Raw genomic sequence first — 17,745 nt, 5'->3', positions numbered from 1 at the left:
AAGAGAACGCTTGCAATCATCATTTGAACATGTTGGAAATGGAGCTGAAGAAACTGCTCAGGCCGTCGAACAGCTTCGCGAAGAAACCTTTCGTCTCCTCGGACGTCGCGAACGCCTGGATATCCTGGCCGGCGTTCTTCAGGCCGGACTCGATTTGCCCCCAGTTGACGTTCGCCTGCTCCATGTTGTTGAAGAAGTCCGTCAACTGCTTGAGTTGCGCGTCCGTCAGGTTGATGTTGTTCTGCTGGATGACGTTGATGACGAGATTCTCGATCTCGACCTTCGTCTCCGGTTTCTCTTTCGCGATCTCGGCCTTGATCTCGTTCATCAGGTCCGTCACCTTGTCTGCACCGACCGTCTTGCCGACGTCCGACGTGACGGTCAGCTCTTCCTGGGCGAGTTCCTTGCGCTCATCGCTGAGCTCGATGCCAGTCTCGCTTGAAGTCTGATCATAAGCCTTCATGATGCCGGTCAAGGCAGAAGTACCGGTTACTTTATAAGGCGACGTGATCGTGATGTCCGCGTCCTTGATGCCGGCCGTGACGAGCGCGTTCAAATACATGTCCTTCGTCACCCATGTGATGTTCTCGGTCGAAACGGATAAGCCGTCACCTTTTTCCGCAAGCTCGATCTTCGCTGACGAATACATGCCGCCACCCGTCTTGCTTTGCGGTACGCTCTTGCCGAGATATTTCTCCTCGTCCGCTACCGTCGCGATGATCGGCGTGATTCCTTCCGGCGCGTTCAGGCGGGCCAGGACCCAGGCGCGGTCCTTCGCGCCGAGCGATTCCCCGAGCGTGACGATCGTGTCGTCGACAATCTTTTCAGCGCCTGCAGCGCTCGGGACGAGCAATGCCGTCGCGAGGACGGCCGGGATGATGTATTTGTTAGTAGATGACATGTATGAATCCTCCAAATCGGTAAGTAATTGAATTGTGACCTGCTCCTAGTGTAAGAGTAATCGAAAGGGACGGAATCGGTCTAGAGGTTGAGAAGATACATGTTCATTTTGTCAACGGAGCAAAGTCTTGGTCTCCCTTTTGTTTTGGTACATCTCTTCGTCCGCGCGGTGATAGAGCGCCATGATGTCGCTTGGCCATTCCTGCTGTGCGCTGCCGACGGCGCACGAGATGCCTTCGTCGCGCAACTTTTCTACGATTGAATGATGCAAGATTACGAATGCGTCGTGCGACGAGGAAGAATCGATGATCGCGAATTCGTCACCGCCGAGACGATACGCATGAACTGTCTCGTTCTTGAGGCATGCGGCAGCTTTTTTCAACAGTTCGTCACCTGCACTGTGACCATGGGTATCGTTCACCTTTTTCAAATCATTCAAGTCGATGATCAGAATACCGACGTGCGGGACGACCTCTCGTCGCAGCTGGAGGAGGTGTTCGTCAAAGGCGAAGCGGTTGAAGAGACCGGTCAACGCGTCGTGCCGGCTCTGATATTCAAGGATTTGTTTTTCCGTCATCGCCTGCTCGACGTTGCGGATGATTCCTTGGATGGCGATGAGCTGCTCTCCTTCGTAGAGAGGTGTCGCATATTCCTCGAACCAGATATAATCACCATCCTCCGTACGCCAGCGCTGGAGAAATGGCTTATCATAGTCCGCCTGTCCTGATACTTTATTCATCAGAATCTCGAGGTCGTCCGGATGGACCCGCTCGAAACAGTCGCTTGGATCCAGATAGCTTTTTGCTGCGACGCCTTGACCGAGAAAGTGGTCCAGGGAGGGGCTGATATAGCGGAATTTGTATTCCGGATGAACCTCGAAGATATAGATGATGTCCTTCGCATGCTCGCCAAACGTCCCAGTGATATATCTATTTCGTTCCAGGACATTTTTCAAAGAGGGGAAAAAAGTTAATGCGCCGATCATGGTGAGAGCACCGAGTATAATTCCGATCAGTAACATGATTAACACCTGCCAATATTGTCATTGGTAATATATTACCATTTTAAGGAGGCGTTGAAAGGTTTGAATGTAAAAAAAGCTATTTTTCAAAAATATTCATTTCAGGGATGGGCATAAAAGGAAACTTGATGAAGTGAATCGGACAATCGATTGATTCAAGTCACCTTTAGGATTATTTCATCAGGTATGAGGAGTGAGATTGGTTATACTGGAGAAAATGAAGATAGGAGATGGAAAAATGAGTAATCCGCTAGGTCAGTTGACGTGGACGTTCATCACGGAATGTGAGGTGCCTGCTGATATCGAATCGATGCTTGTCACGGGAGAAAAAGGCATCGCCGCATACAAAACGGTCCGGGACATCGCGATTTTCACTAACAAGCGCCTGATCGTCCGGGATGCGCAAGGTCTGACTGGGAAGAAGGTCGAAGTCTACTCTCTTCCTTACTCCTCGATCAATATGTATTCGACCGAAAACGGTGGCATGTTCGATATCAACTCGGAGGTACAACTGTTCACGCGTGCCGGAATGATTAAAATCAACCTTAATAAGAAGGTCGACGTGCGGAAAATCGATAAGCTAATCGCAGAAGCAATTTTGTGAGTCCGGGCCTCCTGCTGAAAACCGATTCCAATTCGATTCAAAAACACCCCATGAAAGTTGGAATTCCATGTCCAACTTTCATGGGGCAGTTCTTCGTCAGAAGCTGCGTTATTGAATTGAATTGAATTGACTCGGGAAGATTGGCCGATCAAAAGGTAGGATCGCTCAGCAGAAGAGGGGGATATACGGTGAGGGATCACTTCTCATGTCATTTCATGGATCAAGCAGTGCGAAGTATCTTTTCCATCGGGCGTCCCTTCGCGAGCTCATCGATCAGCTTGTCGAGGTATCTTATCTCGCGCATCAACGGATCCTCGATCTCCTCGATCCGGACGCCGCAGATGACGCCTGTGATCAAGGAACGCCGAGGATTCAAGCGTGGTGATTTCGCGAAAAACGTCTCGAAATCGACACCGCTATCAAGGACAGTCGTGAGTTCCTCTTCACTGTAACCGGTCAGCCAGGTGATGATCTGATCGACTTCCTCCTTCGTCCGTCCCTTCTTCACCGCTTTCGTGACGTAGTGCGGGTAGACGCTCGAAAAGCTCATACTGTAGATGCGGTGTTTTTTCATGGTGCACCTCCCTGTTCATGATTAAGAACGCCTTTTTTTGAACAAGGCGGTGTTTCATTAGATTGGAGCCTCAGACGGTCCGCTCGATCAGTTCCTCGATTTTACGTTTGACGAGCATGCGGTCTTCGAGGTCGCGGTTCGAGAACTTGAGCATCGTCTTCGTCTCGTCCATCCCCGCCATCTCGCTGAAGAGCGAGCCGAGGTTGTGCGCTCTGCGATCGATCTGGAAGAGGATATCAATGCCGTGATCGTCCTGCAGCATGACGACTTCGATCTCATCGAGTTTGTGGGCGAGGTGAGTGCCGCGCGCTGAGTATTCGAGCTCCTGAGCGATCGGCAGATCCTTACGGTAACGGCCGGGCAGCTGTTCCGTGTCCGCCTTCTTCAGGCTGAAGCCGAGTGTGTCCATCGCCTCCAGGATGACGTCCTGACGATCGTTCGCCCGGACAGTCACGGCGTCGCGGTCCTTCGGGTCGACAGCGGACGAGATGTCGAGACCGGTCTCGATCCACGACTTCGAGTGGCTGACCGACAGCGGCGTGTTGAAGGGAACGTGCAGCTTGAACGGGATCTCGCGCTCGCCTCCTGCAGGGATCGTGAACGCCGTCTCGTTGAGTGAGAAGCGGTCGAGCGTGTAAGAGACATATGCCTCACGGTCTCCCGACTCCTGTTTGTATTGTGTGTTCAGGTAGAGATAGATGCGCTCGATCTCCTGGTCGACGCTTCCACCCTTGATGTGGACGACACCTTCGAGGACACCGCCCGGTTCGCAATGTTCCGCGTTCAGACGTGTATCGACCGTTGCGGCACCGATGCCGATTTGTGACAGGATTTTCTTGAACATGCTGTTTCCTCCTCATGATTGTTAAGTATTAGCTCGCGCTTGTGAACGTGAACGCTTTTTGCTACAGTTTCCAAAGACTACTAAAGAAGCAAAGGACGGGACATCGATGGAATTAACGGAAGCAAAAGCCCTGATCGCAGGCAAAATCGAAACGAAGACACTCGTCAATGCGACGATCAGCGGTCCACGGCAAAAATCGAACGAGTTGAAACGGATCAAGTTGAAGCCGATTCTACTTAAAGATACGTACCATATCCAGTTCGAGTTTCAATATGAGCGGATATTGAAGCATGAAAATTTATTGATCGACGAAGCGATTGAACGTTTGGAGATTTTTTATGAAGATTTCCGGCAGTTCCAGTTCCGATTCGAGAAGGAGTCGGTCCAGCTGCAGCTCTCGAAGAAGTTCAAGGTGAACTTGAAGACGACGAAGGAAGAGGCGCAGCAAGTCGAGCTCGCGCATGACCGGAAGAAGAGCTACTTGCTCGAAGACGGCGTGCCGACTCCTTTCCTCGTCCGTCTTGGCGTCCAGACGCCCGACGGCAAGGTCAAGCGTCAGAAATACGACAAGTTCAAGCAGATCAACCGCTTCCTCGAGTTCGTCGACGACAGCATCCCCGCGCTCCCGCAAGGCCAGACGCTCCGGATTCTCGACTTCGGATGCGGCAAGGCGTACTTGACGTTCGCGCTCTATCACTACCTGACGGAGAAAGGGTTCGAAGTCGCCGTCACGGGACTCGACCTGAAGAGGGAAGTGATCGAGGAGTGCAACGAGATCGCGCGCGACCTCGGCTATGACGGGCTCGACTTCCTCGTCGGTGACATCCATGACTATTCGGGAGAGGACGCCGTCGACATGATGGTCACGCTCCACGCCTGCGACGTCGCGACCGACGTCGCGCTCTCCCGTGCCGTCCGCTGGGGGGCGTCGGTCATCCTGAGCGTCCCGTGTTGTCAGAAGGAGCTCAATCGCCAACTCGACTGCGCGCCGCTCGAGGTCATGCTGCAGCATGGGCTGATCAAGGACAAGTTCGCTTCGCTCGCGACGGACTCGATCCGGGCCGAGCTTTTGACGATCCTCGGCTACGAGACGCAGCTGCTCGAGTTCATCGACCTCGAACACACGCCGAAGAACACCTTGATCCGCGCCTACCGGACCGGCAAGGCACCGACAGAGGAGAAAATCGACCGTTACGTCGCGTTCCGTGACATGCTCGGAGCAAAGCCGTTTCTTGCGGTCGAGATGAGCGAGAGACTTGGACAGATATCGTCTAAACTCGTACAATAAGAAAAGAACGATCGAAGGAGGAAATAAGATGGATTTCAACATGTATTTCGAAGATGTCGTCCAGACGGCACGCAAAGAAGCGGTCGCTGCTGGTTTTGAGGAATTGAAGACGGTAGAGGACGTCGAGGATGCGTTCAAACGCGAAGGTCTCACGCTCGTGCTCGTCAACTCGGTTTGCGGCTGCGCAGGCGGAATCGCACGTCCTGCTGCTGCCTATATCAACCGTAAGGAAGGCGTCAAACCGGATCATTTCGTGACGGTCTTCGCTGGTCAAGACCGTGAAGCAACGGACCGCGCACGTGAATATTTTGAGGGCTATCCGCCGTCATCCCCATCATTCGCTCTGATGCAGGACGGCAATATCCTGTCGATGGTCGAACGTTTCGACATCGAGTCGTTCACGGCTGAAGAAGTAGCGGAGAAGCTCGATTCATTGCTTGAAATCTACGCATGAGACAAGAGGGACGAATCGATTCGGTTCGTCCTTTTTCTAATGAATGAGGAGGAGATTCAGATGGCGGAAGTCGTGAAGGTGATGACGAAAGAAGATTTTGAGAGCGCGAAGGCAAAAGGACATATCGAGGAGAAGTCGCTCCAAACGGAAGGATTCATCCATTGCTGCACACCTGAACAGGTAGAGGAAATCAAGGCGAAGCATTTTTCAGGAAAAGAAACTGTCGTCCTGACACTCGATCAGGAACGGCTCGGGGATTCGGTCGTCTTCGAACGGGCTAAGAACGGAGGGATGTACCCACACGTCTATGAGGCGATCCCGATCGAGGCGATCCCGATCGAGGCGATCATCGCCCTCCGGAACCTGTGAAAAAAATATCCCTTCGTTGTAAGCGCATACAATATTGAAATAAGACCGTCTTTTAACAGGAAAGGCGGTCTTTTATTCAATGATTGTTCATTTTTATTCTTTACAACGTATAAATATGCGTATATAGTGAATTCATCGAATCTCAGCAGACTTTTTAGTATTGAATTCAAAAAAATGATAAGTCATACTATTGATAAAGTTCTGACTATTCAGGTTGGAAGGGGAAGTTTTGATGAAGAAGATATTATTCGCAATGATGACAGCAGTTCTCGTGTTTGCGCTCGCAGCTTGTGGAGGCGCCGAAGAGGGTGGAAGCACTGACGGCAAGAAGGTACTGACGATGGGAACGTCGGCTGACTACTTCCCGTTCGAGTTCATCGACACGGCAAAAGGTGATGAGATCGTCGGTTTCGACGTCGAGATCGCAAAGAAGGTCACGAAAGAGCTCGGTTACGAGTTGAAGATCGAAGACATGGAGTTCGGCAGCTTGCTCGGCGCACTTAGCGCGGGTCGCGTCGATTTCGTCATGGCAGGGATGACACCGACGGAAGAACGTCAAAAGAACGCGGACTTCACTGACATCTACTTCGAATCGAAGAACCTCGTCATGACGAAGGATCAGGCGATCGCTTCAGTCGATGAGCTCAAAGGCAAGAAAATCGGTGTACAGCTCGGTTCGATCCAGGAAGGTCTCGCAAAAGACAAGTTCAAGGACAGCGAAGCGGTCGCGCTCAACAAAATTCCTGAAATCATCCAGGAACTGAAGACGGGACGGATCGACGCCCTCATCATCGAGGACGCGGTCGCAGTGAAGTACATGGAGCAGGACAGCTCGCTCAAGACGTACCAGATCGAAGAGGATGGTCCGACGGGTTCCGCAGTCGCTTTCAAGAAGGGCGACAAGATGCGTGACGAGTTCAACGCTGAACTGAAAAAGATGATCGACAGCGGTGAAATCGAGAAACTTGCACAAGAATGGTTCCAAAAAGAGGCGAAATAAGTTAAACGCATAGGGGAGGGGGCAGCCCCGCCCCTTTTTGTGCGATTTCAGGAGGTTCTTATGGTAGACTTTACGAAGATTCAAGACTCGATTCCGTATATCCTATCCGGTATCCCAATATTGTTCCAGGTCGTGCTCGTCGCCGCTGCCTGCGGGATGATCATCGGGATCGTCATTGCGGCGCTCAAGATCACGAAGAGCAGGCTTCTGCGTTTCATCGGTCATGCCTACACGGCGATCTTCCGCGGGACGCCGCTGATCTTGCAACTGGCCATCATTCATTTTGGTCTGCCGCAGATCACGGGTTATGTCACGAGCGGCTACGAGTCGGCGATCATCGCCTTCTCGCTCAATTCGGGGGCGTACATCTCCGAAATCATCCGGGCCGGTATCCAGGCGGTCGACAAAGGACAATGGGAAGCGGCTGACGCGCTCGGCATCCCGTATATGAAGCAACTCCGCTCGATCATCCTGCCGCAGGCGTTCAAGAACATCCTGCCTGCGATCATGAACGAGATGATCACGCTGACGAAGGAATCCGCGCTCGTCTCGACGGTCGGCGTGCTCGACGTCATGCGCCGCGCGCAAGTCGTCGGCGGTGAGAAGGCGCTCTATTTCGAACCGCTGCTGTTCGCGGGACTGGTCTACTTCGTCCTCGTGATGGTGCTGACATTGATTGGACAACGGGTCGAAAAAGCTATGAGAAAGAGTGGATGATATGACGAACAACCTGACGAACGAAAAGATGATCGAAGTTGAAGATCTCTACAAACAATTCGGCAAACTTGAAGTACTGAAAGGAATCTCGACGACGATCAAACGCGGCGAGGTCGTCGCCGTCATCGGGCCTTCCGGTTCCGGGAAATCGACGTTCCTGCGTTGCATCAACATGCTCGAACAGCCGACGAAGGGGAAAATCGTCGTCGACGGATTCGAGTTGACGAAGCCGAAGGCGAACATCGCGAAGGCGCGGCAGCATATCGGCATGGTGTTCCAGCAGTTCAACCTGTTCCCGCATAAATCGGTCATCGACAACTTGACGTATGCGCCGATCAACGTGCTCGGACTCTCGAAGGAAGCAGCAGTCGAGCGGGCAGAGAAGCTACTTGATCGCGTCGGTCTGACGGAGAAGCGCGACAGCTTCCCGAATCAGCTCTCCGGCGGTCAGAAGCAACGCGTCGCGATCGCCCGCGCGCTCGCGATGGAACCGAACGTCATGCTGTTCGACGAACCGACGTCAGCACTCGACCCCGAGATGGTCAACGAGGTGCTTGACGTCATGAAACACCTCGCGGAGACGGGGATGACGATGGTCATCGTCACGCATGAGATGGGCTTCGCGAAGGAGGTCGCGGACCGCGTCCTCTTCCTTGACGAAGGTATTCTGATGGAGGAAGGACGACCGGCTGATCTGTTCGACAATCCGCAGACGGAACGTGCCCAAAAATTCCTGGAAAAAGTCTTGTAATATGGAAAGGTCTAGTGGTCTATTTAAGGCGACTAGACCTTTTTTTAATGGAGGAGGAACCGATATGCAACAGCATTTTTTGACAGGGGATCGTGTCCGTCTGACCCGCTTTCAGGAAGGAGACGTCGATCAACACCTCGAATGGTATGACGACAGCGAGTTCGCCCGGATGATGAGCGCGATGCCGATGCGTCCCGCTTCACGCGAGAAGACGAAGAAATGGTTCGAGGAGGAGTCGCCGAACAGTTTCGTCTTCGCCGTCCGCTCGCTCGACGACGACATGCTGCTCGGCATCGTCTCGCTCGAGGATATCTTGTGGCCGCACGGGACGTCCTGGCTCGCGATCGGGATGGATCCGATGCGCGCCGGGCAAGGGTATGGGAAGGAGGCACTCAAGCTGCTCATCCGCTATGGTTTCCATGAACTGAACCTGTCGCGGATCCAGCTGACCGTCTTCGACTACAACGTCCGCGGACGACGGCTCTATGAGTCACTCGGGTTCGTCCACGAAGGGACGTATCGCAAGTTCCTGAAGCGGGAAGGGGAGCGGTATGACATGCTGCTCTACGGTCTGCTTCTCGAGGAATGGGAGGCGCACCATGGTTAAGACGATCGAACAGGCGGCAGAAGAGTTCGCGAGGTCATTCCATGCAGACGATTTCTCAGGTCACGACTTCGCACATATCGAGCGGGTCCGGCGCCTCGCGCTGTCGATCTCGGAAAAAGAAGGCGGTGATCGGCAGACGATCGAACTCGCCGCTCTCCTTCATGACGTCGCGGACGGGAAGCTCGGCGGGACGATCGAGACGGTCGGAACGTTCCTCGACGGCAAGGTTCCGAGAGAGCAGGCTGACCATATCCTCTCGATCATCGACGGGATGTCTTTTCGCGGCGGCGGCAGGCCGGAACTCGCGACGATCGAAGGGCGGATCGTCCAGGATGCGGACCGGCTCGACGCGATCGGTGCGATCGGTATCGCCCGTACGTTCCAGTTCGCAGGGAAGTTCGATGAACCGATGCACGTACCCGGCCTCGCGCCACGCAAACAGGGAGACAAGACGAGTCCGACGTCCGCCATCAATCACTTCTCGGAAAAGCTCTTTTTGCTGAAGGAGCTGATGAACACGGAGACGGCAAGGAAGGTCGCAGAAGACCGCGACCGGTATATGCACGAATTCGTCGAGCGCTTCCTGGCCGAGTGGGAAAACTGACAAAGAAGGGGAGAAGTCGAGATGGCAATCATCGAAGCGGTCGATTATGGGCAGTCGTACGGTAAATATGAGGTGCTTCGACAGCTGAGCTTTTCGGTCGATCCAGGTACGATCACCGGTCTGCTCGGAGCGAGCGGGTCCGGGAAAACGACACTCGTCAAGGCGATGATCGGGATGTTGCGTCCGACGAGAGGCGAGATCTCGGTCCTCGGCAAACGGATGCCGAACTTGAAGACCGCCCCGCGCATCGGCTATATGGCACAGAACGACGCATTGTACGACGAACTGTCCGCAAGGGAGAACTTGAGCTATTTCGGCCGGCTCTATCATCTCCGGGGGGATCGCCTCGAGCGCAGGATGGACCAGGTGCTCGCATTCGTCGGACTCAGTGAGGCGAAGATGCCTGTCAAACTGTTCTCAGGAGGAATGAGGCGCAGGTTGAGCCTCGCGATCGCACTCGTCCATGAACCGGAGCTTCTGTTTCTCGACGAGCCGACGGTCGGGATCGACCCCGTCTTGAAGGAGACGTTCTGGACGGAGTTCGCCGAGCTGAAAACGAAGGGCGTGACGTTGTTCGTCACGACGCATGTGATGGATGAGGCGATGCGCTGTGACCGCTTGCTCATGCTCAGGAACGGGGAGATCGTCGCAGACGGAACACCGCAGGAACTGATCGCAGCAAACGGCACGCTTGACGCCGTTTTCCTGAAGGGGGCGAAGTGATGGATGCCGTGACCGTGGCGAGACGAGTCGTCAAACAGGTCGTCAAGGACCGCCGAACGCTCGCTCTTTTATTGTTCGCGCCGCTGTTCATCTTGTTCATCCTCTACACGGTCATCACAAGTCCTGCCTCACGGCCCGTGGTCGGCCTCGTCGACCAGCAGCAAGCCTATGACGTGCTTGCCCGTGAAGCGGAGGTCGTACGGTATGATTCGCGCAAGCAGGCGGAACGGGCGATGGACGAGGAGAAGATCGATGCATACTGGGCAGGTGAGACGTTCGTCGTCGAAGGTACGAGCCGTTCACGCAGCAAATTGAGTGAGGCGGCGCTCTCGAAGACGCTCGCAGTCATGGGTGCGGGAGGGATGAGGATCGAGGCTCCGGACATCGAGTACTTGTACAGTTCGGGTGACGCGACGCTGTTCGATACGCTCGCTCCCGCCCTGATGGGTTTCTTCATCTTCTTCTTCGTCTTCATCATCGCAGGGATCAGCTTCCTCAGGGAGCGTTCGACCGGGACGCTCGAGCGGACACTCGCGACACCTCTCGCGCTCCGTGATCTCGTCGCAGGGTACTTCATCGGTTTCTTCCTGTTCGTCTCGGTTCAGACGGTCTTGATCCAGTGGTTCATCGTCAATGTGCTCGACGTCCCGCAGAACGGCGACTATCTGCTGCTGCTATTCGTCAATTTGCTGATTGCGACGGTCGCGCTGACGCTCGGTCTGTTCCTGTCGAGCTTCGCGCGAACCGAATTCCAACTGTTCCAGTTCATTCCTGCCCTGATCTTGCCGCAAGTGTTCTTCAGCGGCATCTTCGACATCTCGGAGGCGCCGCGCTGGGTCGAGCTGCTGTCGAGCGCGTTGCCGCTTACGTATGCCGCGCGAGCGCTCGTCGACGTGATGATCCGGGGAAGGGGTTTCATGGACATCACGTTCGAGCTGCTGATCCTCTCCGGATATGCGATCGCCTTCGTCATCCTCAATCTCGTATTGCTTCGCAAGGAGAGACCTTCTTGAGTGATGAAAAATCCGTCCTACCCTTGCCGTCGCGTCTGCGATAGCGGGATAGGACGGATTTTTTTCTGCTGCCGCTCAGCCGAGCACGATCGCCGTGATCAGTCCGAGCGAGGCGAACAGGCCGACGATCGTTCCGCCTTCCTCATGCGCCTCGGGCATCATCGTCGAGGCGAGCATGGCGATGATGCCGCCTGAGGCGAACGCGCCGATCATCGCGAAATTGTCATCCGGCAGATGCGAGAGGATCGAGTAGCCTGCAAGTGACGACAGGGCGGAGATGAGCCAGACAGCCCCCCACATGAAGAGGATCCGTTCCTTCGAGAAACCGTCCTTCTTCAAACCGGTCGTACTCGACAGTCCTTCCGGTACGTTCGAGACGAAGATGGCGGCGACGAGTGCGGCACTGACGTTTCCAGACAGCAGGCTCGCCCCGATCATGATCGATTCCGGGATCGCATCGAGAATCGTCCCGAAGAAGATTGCGGTGCCTGTCCCTTCGTTGCCGCCGGCGGAGCGTTTCCGTTTGCTTCCGCCCTTCGCCGAGACCCAGAGGTCGAACACCGTGAAGACGAGCGCCCCGGCGAGGAACGACAGTCCGACGACGAGTGTCGTCGATTTGGCGAGCGCCTCATCGAGCAGCTCGAACGTCGCAGCGCCGATCAGGATGCCCGTCCCAAACGACATGACGTACCCGATCAATCTCTTCTTGAGCGGGATGTAGAGCGCGATCAGCGCTCCGAGCAGCACCGCACCACCTGCGAGTGCTCCCCATCCAAAAGCTTGCAGCATGATACCCCCTCCTGTTCGATACTGTACTCTTCACTCCGAAGGATACATTCAAACGCCCGGGAGCGACGATTCTTCAGAACGGCTGTTTGTTCAACCAATGACCGCCGTCGAGCGCGATGCACTCCCCGTTCAGGTAGCGTGCCTCGTCAGACAGCATCCAAGCGGCAAGGTCCGCGATTTCTTCCGGCGTCCCGAATCGGCCGAGCGGGACGTTTCGGCGAATCTTCTCGGCATGCTCCGGCGAGAGGGCAAGTTTATCCGCACCGCCAGTCCGCTCGATCGGACCCGGGCTGATCGCGTTGACGCGGGCACCGTATTTGTAGCCCCATTCGACGGCGAGAGTTCGCGTGAAATTGAGGACACCCGCCTTAGCGGCAGCGCTTGGAGCGACCCCGGCGCCTGCCTGCCATGCGTACGAGGCGACGATGTTGAGGATCTGTCCGCCCTTGACGCCGTCCTCCTGCCAGCCTTTGACGAGCGCATGGGAACAGTTGAACGTCCCGTTCAGGACGATGTCGACGACCGTCTTCCAGCCGTTCGGCGTCAATTCGTCCGTCGGACAGATGAAGTTCCCGGCGGCATTGTTGATCAACGCCTCGACCGAGCCGAACTTCGCGCGTCCTTCGTTGATCGCGAGCAGGCAAGCATCCGGGTCCCGGACATCCATCTGGATCGTCAGGTGGTCCCCGTCGATCGCATCGAGCGTCTCGTCCATCTCCTTCAGCCGTCCCTCGTTCCGCCCCGTGACGATGACGTTCCAGCCCCGCTTTTTCAGCGTGATCGCCATCGCGCGGCCCATCCCGCTCGTACCGCCTGTAATCATGATCGTTCGTTTCATAATCCGATTCCCCCTCATATAGTGAATGAATAGCCATTCATATTAATGTATTCAGAAAAGAAGGGACGAATCCCTTCTTTTTGTTTGCTCATATTCAGACTGTCGCTGTTTCCGTCAAGATCGGGACGACCTGCTTCTTGCGGGAGACGACGCCTTCAAGATAGACGAGGTTGTTCGTCAACTCGAGACCGTAAGCGCGCTCGACGAGTGAAGCTTCACGGCCGAGGACGAGTGCGACCGAGTTGTTCGTCAGAATGTCCGTGACGATCAGCATGAACATGTCGAGGTTCTTCTCGGCGATGACACGATTGATCGCGACCTCGAGCTCTTCTTGGCGGAGAAGGACTTCCGCCGTATCGACCGCGTTCACTTGCGCGATTTCGACTTTGAGGTCGCCCATCGCGAACTCCTTCGCGTCAAGCGAAATCAGGTCCTCGATCGTTTTTTGAGAAAGGTCTGCGCCTGCCTTCAGCATCTCAAGCCCGTAGACATTCGCATCGACACCGGCGATCTCAGCAAGTTCGCGGGCAGCGATGATGTCCTGCTCCGTGCACGTCGGCGATTTGAAGAGAAGCGAGTCGGAGATGATGGCGGAAAGCATCAGACCGGCGATCTCCGGACGGATCGCGACACCGTTCTCTTTATACATCTTGTTCAAGATCGTCGCCGTGCAGCCGACAGGTTCACAGCGGTAGTAGATCGGGTCAGCCGTCTCGAAGTTCGCGATGCGGTGATGGTCGATGACTTCGATGACGCGGACCTTCTCGATGTCGTCCGCGCTTTGCTGACGTTCGTTGTGGTCGACGAGGACGACGCTCGCAGCTTCGTCCGCGACCGAAGTCACGAGCCGTGGCGCGGACGCCTTGAACGTATCAAGCGCGTATTGCGTCTCACCGTTGATCTCGCCGAGGCGGACGGCTTCAGCGTCGAAGCCGAGTGCTTTTTTCAGTTCGGCATAGGCGATGGCCGAGTTGATCGTATCCGTATCCGGATTCTTATGTCCAAAAACCAGAATCTTTTCCATTGAAAATCACTCCTACGAAGGTAATATATCGCCATTTAGTGTACCATACGCGTGCTTCAGAGGGCATCCATTTTCAGCATGATGCCGGCGATCTTCTCGCTCCAGTACGGGTCAGAGGCATAGAAGACGTTCATTCCGTGTGATTTGTCACCAAGGTGAGGACCCCGGTGATATTTGCCTTCCCGGTCGAGGTAATCCCGCTTGATGAAGGCGGCCGTCTTATCGATCGAATCCTCGAAGGAGCGATACTCCGTCGCATCATCCTTCGGGGAAGTATCGGTCGCATTGACACCGAACAGATTGAACTTCTCGCGCGCGATCGCGGAGCGTCCGTAGTTCGACTCGTGGATCGCATGGGCGAGCAGGTAGGCTGCATTGACGCCGTGCTCGCGCTCGGCCTTCTTGAACGCCTTGCCTTTTCCGACGAGCGGGCTGTCCGGTGCCTGTTCCTTGATGAATCGGTCGAGGGTGCTTGCGCTAAGTCTGCTCGCCTTGCGCAAATCGAGCAGCAGGCTCGGGGACTTGACGTGATCAAAGCTCTTCTCGCCTTCCTTCATCCCGTTCGGAGCCTTGCCCGCCGTGATCACGCCGCCAAGCCCCGCGTCTGCGACGATATGGTGGACGAGCCGTTCGCCTTCCCGGACATAGTACGACTGAGTGCGTGTCCGCTCGATCGGGTAAAGTTCTAGTGACTTCGTTCTGACATATCCCCGTACGCCGGCGATCCGCACGAGCGCCGATGCTCCGGAGACACGGTCGACCTTCAGCCTGGTGCCGCTAGCGACATAGGTGATGCGTTTTTTCAAGGCGGCGTCCTGATGAATCGAAAGCGTCGTAGCTCTCGCGATGGCGATCCCCTTGCCGTTCATCCAGATGAAATATTCATCGTATGAACGTCTGACGGCGCCGGTCTCTCCGGTCTCTGCATACGCCTTCGCCTCGACGAACGAGTCGAAGCCCTTTTCTGACGAGACCTTTCCGTCGCTGTATCGCTCGGCCGTATAGGCAGGTTCAGGTCGAAGCACGGAAGGCTCCTTATCCTTCAGCCAGAAGAGGAAGAGAAGCAACAGCAAGACGAGGACGAACATTCCCTTCAGCGAAGCCTTTCTTTTTTTCGGTTTTTTCGGTCGTATCGTCGACATGGGATCACTTCCTTTAGTTCAGGATGGACAAGCGGGTCCATCAACCGTTAGTCTTTCTCTTATAGTGAGGTGAAAAAAATGAAAATCGGTTACAGGACGATGAAGACGGCAATCGCAGCAGGCCTCGCGATGTGGATCGCGGAGCGGCTCGATCTCCATTACTACGTATTCGCCGCCATCATCGCCATCTTAAGCATCCAGGCGACACGGACGAAGTCGCTTCGTTCCTCGTACGAACGGATCATGGCGTCGCTCCTTGCGATCGGTGTCGGGTTCGTGCTGTTCGAGCTGATCGGATATCGTCCGGTCACGCTCGTCATCTACTTCATTGTCTTCCTTCCATTGACGCAGCGCCTCCGTCTTCAGGACGGTTTCATCACGAGCGTCGTCATCCTGACCCATCTCTACACGGAACAACGCCTGACGGTCGATATCTTCATCAATGAGATGCTGCTGATTCTCGTCGGCGTCGGCGTCGGTCTCGTCGTCAACATGTATATGCCGAGTCTCGACAGGGACATCGAGGAGACACGCAAGAACATCGACAGCAGACTCGCCTCCCTGTTCTATGACGTCGCGGCCTCGATCGAGACAGGTGTCTTCAACCGGCACGCGCTCTCGCTTGACGAGACGGAACGTCTGCTTACGTTCGGGAAGGACGCGTCGCTCAAACGGATGGGGAATGCGATCGGACGGCGCAATGACGATGAGGATTATCGCTATTTCCGGATGCGCGAGCAACAGTTCGAACTGCTCCGCGGTATCGTCCAGAACGTCGAGGACATCGGGTTCGTCGTACCGGAAGGAAAAAAAGTCGCCGCGTTCCTGCGGACGGTCGGAGACAATGTCAGACCGGAAGCGGACGCGACGCGCTTTTTGGATGAGCTACACGAGCTGTTGATCGATTTCCGTGCATCGCCTCTTCCGGGAAGCCGGGAGGAGTTCGAGGCGCGGTCAAGTCTGCTCCATATCCTACAGGAGGCGGAACAATACTTGTCCTTGAAAAAGCGATTCGCAAACACTCAGAAGAAATAGGTGAGCGAAGACAGGAAGGTACCGAGGAGGAAGACCGTCAAAATACCGATCGTCGTCCACTTGATCATCTTTTGTTGCTTCGAGGGGCGGTTTGCCAAAGGAATCAGTCCCATTCTGATAGTTTTTAGATACGGCTATTGTACAAACTACGTTTCCAAAGTGCAAATCAGCCGCCAGATGCTATACTGAATGGGAATCGTACTTATCCATCTATCAGGAGGAATGCCACATGGTCAATGAGCAACGACTGCTCGATACTTTTCTTGAACTGGTCCAAATCGACTCGGAATCGAAGGAAGAGGCGCGTATCTGCGCACATTTGAAGGAGGCGTTCACGGCGCTCGGCTGCGACGTCTATGAAGATGACGCTTCGTCGAAGACGGAACATAAAGGCAACAACCTGATCGTCACGTTGCCGGCGACGAAAGAGAACGTCGATAAAATTTATTTCACTTCCCATATGGATACGGTCTTCCCGGGGCAAGGCATCAAACCGATCATCGAGGACGGTTATGTCAAGACGGACGGGACGACGATTCTCGGAGCAGATGATAAAGCAGGCCTTGCGTCACTCTTCGAGCTCGTCCATGTCTTGAATGAGAAGAATATCCCTCACGGTCAGATCCAGTTCGTCATCACGGTCGGGGAAGAGTCGGGTCTCGTCGGCGCGATGGTGCTAGAACGCGAAAAGATCGATGCTGATTACGGTTTCGCTCTCGACTCGGACGGTCCTGTCGGCGATATCATCACCGCTGCACCGACGCAAGCGAAAGTAAATGCGAAGATCTACGGTAAGACGGCGCACGCTGGCGTCGCGCCGGAAAAAGGCGTCTCGGCTATCACGATCGCTTCGAAGGCGATTTCGCGGATGCCGCTCGGACGAATCGATTCCGAGACGACGGCGAACATCGGTCGCTTCAGCGGCGGCGGTCCATCGACGAACATCGTGTGCGACTACGCGGAAGTGTTTGCTGAGGCCCGCTCGTTGCTCGCTCCGAAAATGGAGGAGCAGGCGCAGAAAATGAAGAAGGCGTTCGAGGAAGTGGCTGCCGAGATGGGTGGCCGTGCGGAAGTGGATGTTCACGTCATGTACCCGGGCTTCAAGTTCGCGGACGGGGATCAGGTCGTCGAAGTGGCGAAGGCTGCCGTGACGAAGCTCGGCCGGACGCCGCGTCTCCTTCACTCGGGCGGCGGTTCGGACGCGAATGTCATCGCCGGTTTCGGAATCCCGACTGTCAATCTCGCTGTCGGATATGAGGATATCCATACGACGAACGAGAGAATGCCGATCGCGGAACTGGTCAAGACGGCAGAGCTTTGTGTGACGCTCGTCGAGTACATCGCGAACAAGTGAGTGACGAAAAAGAGTGTGCCGCAGCTTGCGGCACACTCTTTGACTAGAGGACGGACCTTCCTCGGATTGTTCCCTGCTCGTCGCGGGGAGTGGA

The 17,745-nt window shown here is 55.1% G+C and carries 21 protein-coding genes; 13 read left to right on the top strand and 8 right to left on the bottom strand.

What is annotated here, in order from left to right:
- Positions 1-19: 19 nt before the first annotated feature.
- Positions 20-901 (bottom strand): DUF1002 domain-containing protein, encoded by an 882-nt coding sequence (locus DFG60_RS10125; RefSeq protein WP_114571648.1) that lies wholly within the window; start codon positions 899-901, stop codon positions 20-22.
- A 111-nt stretch (positions 902-1,012) separates the two neighbouring features.
- Positions 1,013-1,921 carry a sensor domain-containing diguanylate cyclase gene (locus DFG60_RS10120; RefSeq protein WP_114571647.1) on the bottom strand — a complete coding sequence of 303 codons (909 nt, stop codon included), beginning with the start codon at positions 1,919-1,921 and terminating at the stop codon, positions 1,013-1,015.
- A 238-nt stretch (positions 1,922-2,159) separates the two neighbouring features.
- On the opposite strand from DFG60_RS10120, the gene DFG60_RS10115 reads away from it, so the two are divergent.
- On the top strand, positions 2,160-2,525 hold the full coding sequence (locus tag DFG60_RS10115; RefSeq protein ID WP_114571646.1) for a PH domain-containing protein: 366 nt from the start codon (positions 2,160-2,162) through the stop codon (positions 2,523-2,525).
- 220 nt (positions 2,526-2,745) lie between these two features.
- Here the strand turns inward: DFG60_RS10115 and DFG60_RS10110 are convergent, their stop codons facing one another.
- Together DFG60_RS10110 and DFG60_RS10105 are read right to left on the bottom strand one after the other, a co-directional pair.
- Positions 2,746-3,099, bottom strand: coding sequence for a DUF2200 domain-containing protein (locus tag DFG60_RS10110; protein ID WP_114571645.1), 354 nt, complete (start codon positions 3,097-3,099; stop codon positions 2,746-2,748).
- A gap of 70 nt (positions 3,100-3,169) precedes the next feature.
- Positions 3,170-3,943, bottom strand: a complete 774-nt coding sequence (locus DFG60_RS10105) for a sporulation protein (RefSeq protein ID WP_114571644.1) — start codon at positions 3,941-3,943, stop codon at positions 3,170-3,172.
- A gap of 106 nt (positions 3,944-4,049) precedes the next feature.
- On the opposite strand from DFG60_RS10105, the gene DFG60_RS10100 reads away from it, so the two are divergent.
- The 10 genes from DFG60_RS10100 to DFG60_RS10055 all read left to right on the top strand — a co-directional run bounded on the left by DFG60_RS10100 (position 4,050) and on the right by DFG60_RS10055 (position 11,469).
- Positions 4,050-5,231, top strand: a complete 1,182-nt coding sequence (locus tag DFG60_RS10100) for a class I SAM-dependent methyltransferase (protein WP_114571643.1) — start codon at positions 4,050-4,052, stop codon at positions 5,229-5,231.
- A gap of 28 nt (positions 5,232-5,259) precedes the next feature.
- Positions 5,260-5,685, top strand: a complete 426-nt coding sequence (locus DFG60_RS10095; protein ID WP_114571642.1) for a BrxA/BrxB family bacilliredoxin — start codon at positions 5,260-5,262, stop codon at positions 5,683-5,685.
- Between the two features lie 60 nt (positions 5,686-5,745).
- On the top strand, positions 5,746-6,054 hold the full coding sequence (locus DFG60_RS10090) for a DUF952 domain-containing protein (protein WP_157964524.1): 309 nt from the start codon (positions 5,746-5,748) through the stop codon (positions 6,052-6,054).
- Positions 6,055-6,286: 232 nt separating this feature from the next.
- Positions 6,287-7,054, top strand: a complete 768-nt coding sequence (locus tag DFG60_RS10085; protein WP_114571640.1) for a transporter substrate-binding domain-containing protein — start codon at positions 6,287-6,289, stop codon at positions 7,052-7,054.
- 60 nt (positions 7,055-7,114) lie between these two features.
- Positions 7,115-7,771, top strand: coding sequence for an amino acid ABC transporter permease (locus DFG60_RS10080; RefSeq protein ID WP_114571639.1), 657 nt, complete (start codon positions 7,115-7,117; stop codon positions 7,769-7,771).
- Between the two features lie 28 nt (positions 7,772-7,799).
- Positions 7,800-8,522, top strand: coding sequence for an amino acid ABC transporter ATP-binding protein (locus DFG60_RS10075; RefSeq protein WP_114571678.1), 723 nt, complete (start codon positions 7,800-7,802; stop codon positions 8,520-8,522).
- 64 nt (positions 8,523-8,586) lie between these two features.
- Complete coding sequence (locus DFG60_RS10070; protein WP_114571638.1) at positions 8,587-9,129, top strand: GNAT family N-acetyltransferase; 543 nt, start codon at positions 8,587-8,589, stop codon at positions 9,127-9,129.
- Positions 9,122-9,733 carry an HD domain-containing protein gene (locus DFG60_RS10065; protein WP_114571637.1) on the top strand — a complete coding sequence of 204 codons (612 nt, stop codon included), beginning with the start codon at positions 9,122-9,124 and terminating at the stop codon, positions 9,731-9,733. Before DFG60_RS10070 ends, DFG60_RS10065 begins: the two co-directional genes overlap by 8 nt.
- 21 nt (positions 9,734-9,754) lie before the next feature.
- Positions 9,755-10,456, top strand: coding sequence for an ABC transporter ATP-binding protein (locus DFG60_RS10060; RefSeq protein ID WP_198661580.1), 702 nt, complete (start codon positions 9,755-9,757; stop codon positions 10,454-10,456).
- Entirely contained in the window at positions 10,456-11,469 is a 1,014-nt protein-coding gene (locus DFG60_RS10055; RefSeq protein WP_114571636.1) for an ABC transporter permease, read from the top strand. Before DFG60_RS10060 ends, DFG60_RS10055 begins: the two co-directional genes overlap by 1 nt.
- Before the next feature lie 75 nt (positions 11,470-11,544).
- Here DFG60_RS10055 and DFG60_RS10050 read toward each other — a convergent pair whose 3' ends face one another.
- The 4 genes from DFG60_RS10050 to DFG60_RS10035 form a co-directional block, all read right to left on the bottom strand.
- Positions 11,545-12,258 (bottom strand): ZIP family metal transporter, encoded by a 714-nt coding sequence (locus DFG60_RS10050; protein ID WP_114571635.1) that lies wholly within the window; start codon positions 12,256-12,258, stop codon positions 11,545-11,547.
- Positions 12,259-12,331: 73 nt separating this feature from the next.
- Positions 12,332-13,099, bottom strand: coding sequence for a 2,4-dienoyl-CoA reductase (fadH, locus tag DFG60_RS10045; RefSeq protein WP_198661583.1), 768 nt, complete (start codon positions 13,097-13,099; stop codon positions 12,332-12,334).
- A gap of 91 nt (positions 13,100-13,190) precedes the next feature.
- The gene (locus DFG60_RS10040) at positions 13,191-14,120 is read right to left on the bottom strand and encodes a manganese-dependent inorganic pyrophosphatase (RefSeq protein ID WP_114571633.1); all 930 of its coding nucleotides are present in this window, start codon (positions 14,118-14,120) and stop codon (positions 13,191-13,193) included.
- A gap of 56 nt (positions 14,121-14,176) precedes the next feature.
- On the bottom strand, positions 14,177-15,262 hold the full coding sequence (locus DFG60_RS10035) for an N-acetylglucosaminidase (RefSeq protein WP_114571632.1): 1,086 nt from the start codon (positions 15,260-15,262) through the stop codon (positions 14,177-14,179).
- A gap of 78 nt (positions 15,263-15,340) precedes the next feature.
- On the opposite strand from DFG60_RS10035, the gene DFG60_RS10030 reads away from it, so the two are divergent.
- Together DFG60_RS10030 and DFG60_RS10025 are read left to right on the top strand one after the other, a co-directional pair.
- Positions 15,341-16,297 (top strand): aromatic acid exporter family protein, encoded by a 957-nt coding sequence (locus tag DFG60_RS10030; protein ID WP_114571631.1) that lies wholly within the window; start codon positions 15,341-15,343, stop codon positions 16,295-16,297.
- A 229-nt stretch (positions 16,298-16,526) separates the two neighbouring features.
- Positions 16,527-17,651 carry a M20/M25/M40 family metallo-hydrolase gene (locus tag DFG60_RS10025; RefSeq protein ID WP_114571630.1) on the top strand — a complete coding sequence of 375 codons (1,125 nt, stop codon included), beginning with the start codon at positions 16,527-16,529 and terminating at the stop codon, positions 17,649-17,651.
- Positions 17,652-17,745: the final 94 nt, after the last annotated feature.

Source organism: Exiguobacterium flavidum, from assembly GCF_003344535.1.
Classification (GTDB): domain Bacteria; phylum Bacillota; class Bacilli; order Exiguobacteriales; family Exiguobacteriaceae; genus Exiguobacterium_A; species Exiguobacterium_A flavidum.
Note: the sequence above shows the minus strand (reverse complement) of the source record. Positions and strands in the feature narration are given on the sequence as shown.

What these genes read in the sequence shown, in the direction of transcription:
- DFG60_RS10095 (WP_114571642.1), top strand. Translation starts at nt 5,260, where the DNA reads ATGGATTTCAACATGTATTTCGAAGATGTCGTCCAGACGGCACGCAAA.
- DFG60_RS10040 (WP_114571633.1), bottom strand. Translation starts at nt 14,120, where the DNA reads ATGGAAAAGATTCTGGTTTTTGGACATAAGAATCCGGATACGGATACG.
- DFG60_RS10065 (WP_114571637.1), top strand. Translation starts at nt 9,122, where the DNA reads ATGGTTAAGACGATCGAACAGGCGGCAGAAGAGTTCGCGAGGTCATTC.
- DFG60_RS10100 (WP_114571643.1), top strand. Translation starts at nt 4,050, where the DNA reads ATGGAATTAACGGAAGCAAAAGCCCTGATCGCAGGCAAAATCGAAACG.
- DFG60_RS10105 (WP_114571644.1), bottom strand. Translation starts at nt 3,943, where the DNA reads ATGTTCAAGAAAATCCTGTCACAAATCGGCATCGGTGCCGCAACGGTC.
- DFG60_RS10025 (WP_114571630.1), top strand. Translation starts at nt 16,527, where the DNA reads ATGGTCAATGAGCAACGACTGCTCGATACTTTTCTTGAACTGGTCCAA.
- DFG60_RS10120 (WP_114571647.1), bottom strand. Translation starts at nt 1,921, where the DNA reads ATGTTACTGATCGGAATTATACTCGGTGCTCTCACCATGATCGGCGCA.
- DFG60_RS10090 (WP_157964524.1), top strand. Translation starts at nt 5,746, where the DNA reads ATGGCGGAAGTCGTGAAGGTGATGACGAAAGAAGATTTTGAGAGCGCG.
- DFG60_RS10110 (WP_114571645.1), bottom strand. Translation starts at nt 3,099, where the DNA reads ATGAAAAAACACCGCATCTACAGTATGAGCTTTTCGAGCGTCTACCCG.
- DFG60_RS10035 (WP_114571632.1), bottom strand. Translation starts at nt 15,262, where the DNA reads ATGTCGACGATACGACCGAAAAAACCGAAAAAAAGAAAGGCTTCGCTG.
- DFG60_RS10070 (WP_114571638.1), top strand. Translation starts at nt 8,587, where the DNA reads ATGCAACAGCATTTTTTGACAGGGGATCGTGTCCGTCTGACCCGCTTT.
- DFG60_RS10085 (WP_114571640.1), top strand. Translation starts at nt 6,287, where the DNA reads ATGAAGAAGATATTATTCGCAATGATGACAGCAGTTCTCGTGTTTGCG.
- DFG60_RS10115 (WP_114571646.1), top strand. Translation starts at nt 2,160, where the DNA reads ATGAGTAATCCGCTAGGTCAGTTGACGTGGACGTTCATCACGGAATGT.
- DFG60_RS10075 (WP_114571678.1), top strand. Translation starts at nt 7,800, where the DNA reads ATGATCGAAGTTGAAGATCTCTACAAACAATTCGGCAAACTTGAAGTA.
- DFG60_RS10080 (WP_114571639.1), top strand. Translation starts at nt 7,115, where the DNA reads ATGGTAGACTTTACGAAGATTCAAGACTCGATTCCGTATATCCTATCC.
- DFG60_RS10030 (WP_114571631.1), top strand. Translation starts at nt 15,341, where the DNA reads ATGAAAATCGGTTACAGGACGATGAAGACGGCAATCGCAGCAGGCCTC.
- DFG60_RS10050 (WP_114571635.1), bottom strand. Translation starts at nt 12,258, where the DNA reads ATGCTGCAAGCTTTTGGATGGGGAGCACTCGCAGGTGGTGCGGTGCTG.
- DFG60_RS10055 (WP_114571636.1), top strand. Translation starts at nt 10,456, where the DNA reads ATGGATGCCGTGACCGTGGCGAGACGAGTCGTCAAACAGGTCGTCAAG.
- DFG60_RS10125 (WP_114571648.1), bottom strand. Translation starts at nt 901, where the DNA reads ATGTCATCTACTAACAAATACATCATCCCGGCCGTCCTCGCGACGGCA.
- DFG60_RS10060 (WP_198661580.1), top strand. Translation starts at nt 9,755, where the DNA reads ATGGCAATCATCGAAGCGGTCGATTATGGGCAGTCGTACGGTAAATAT.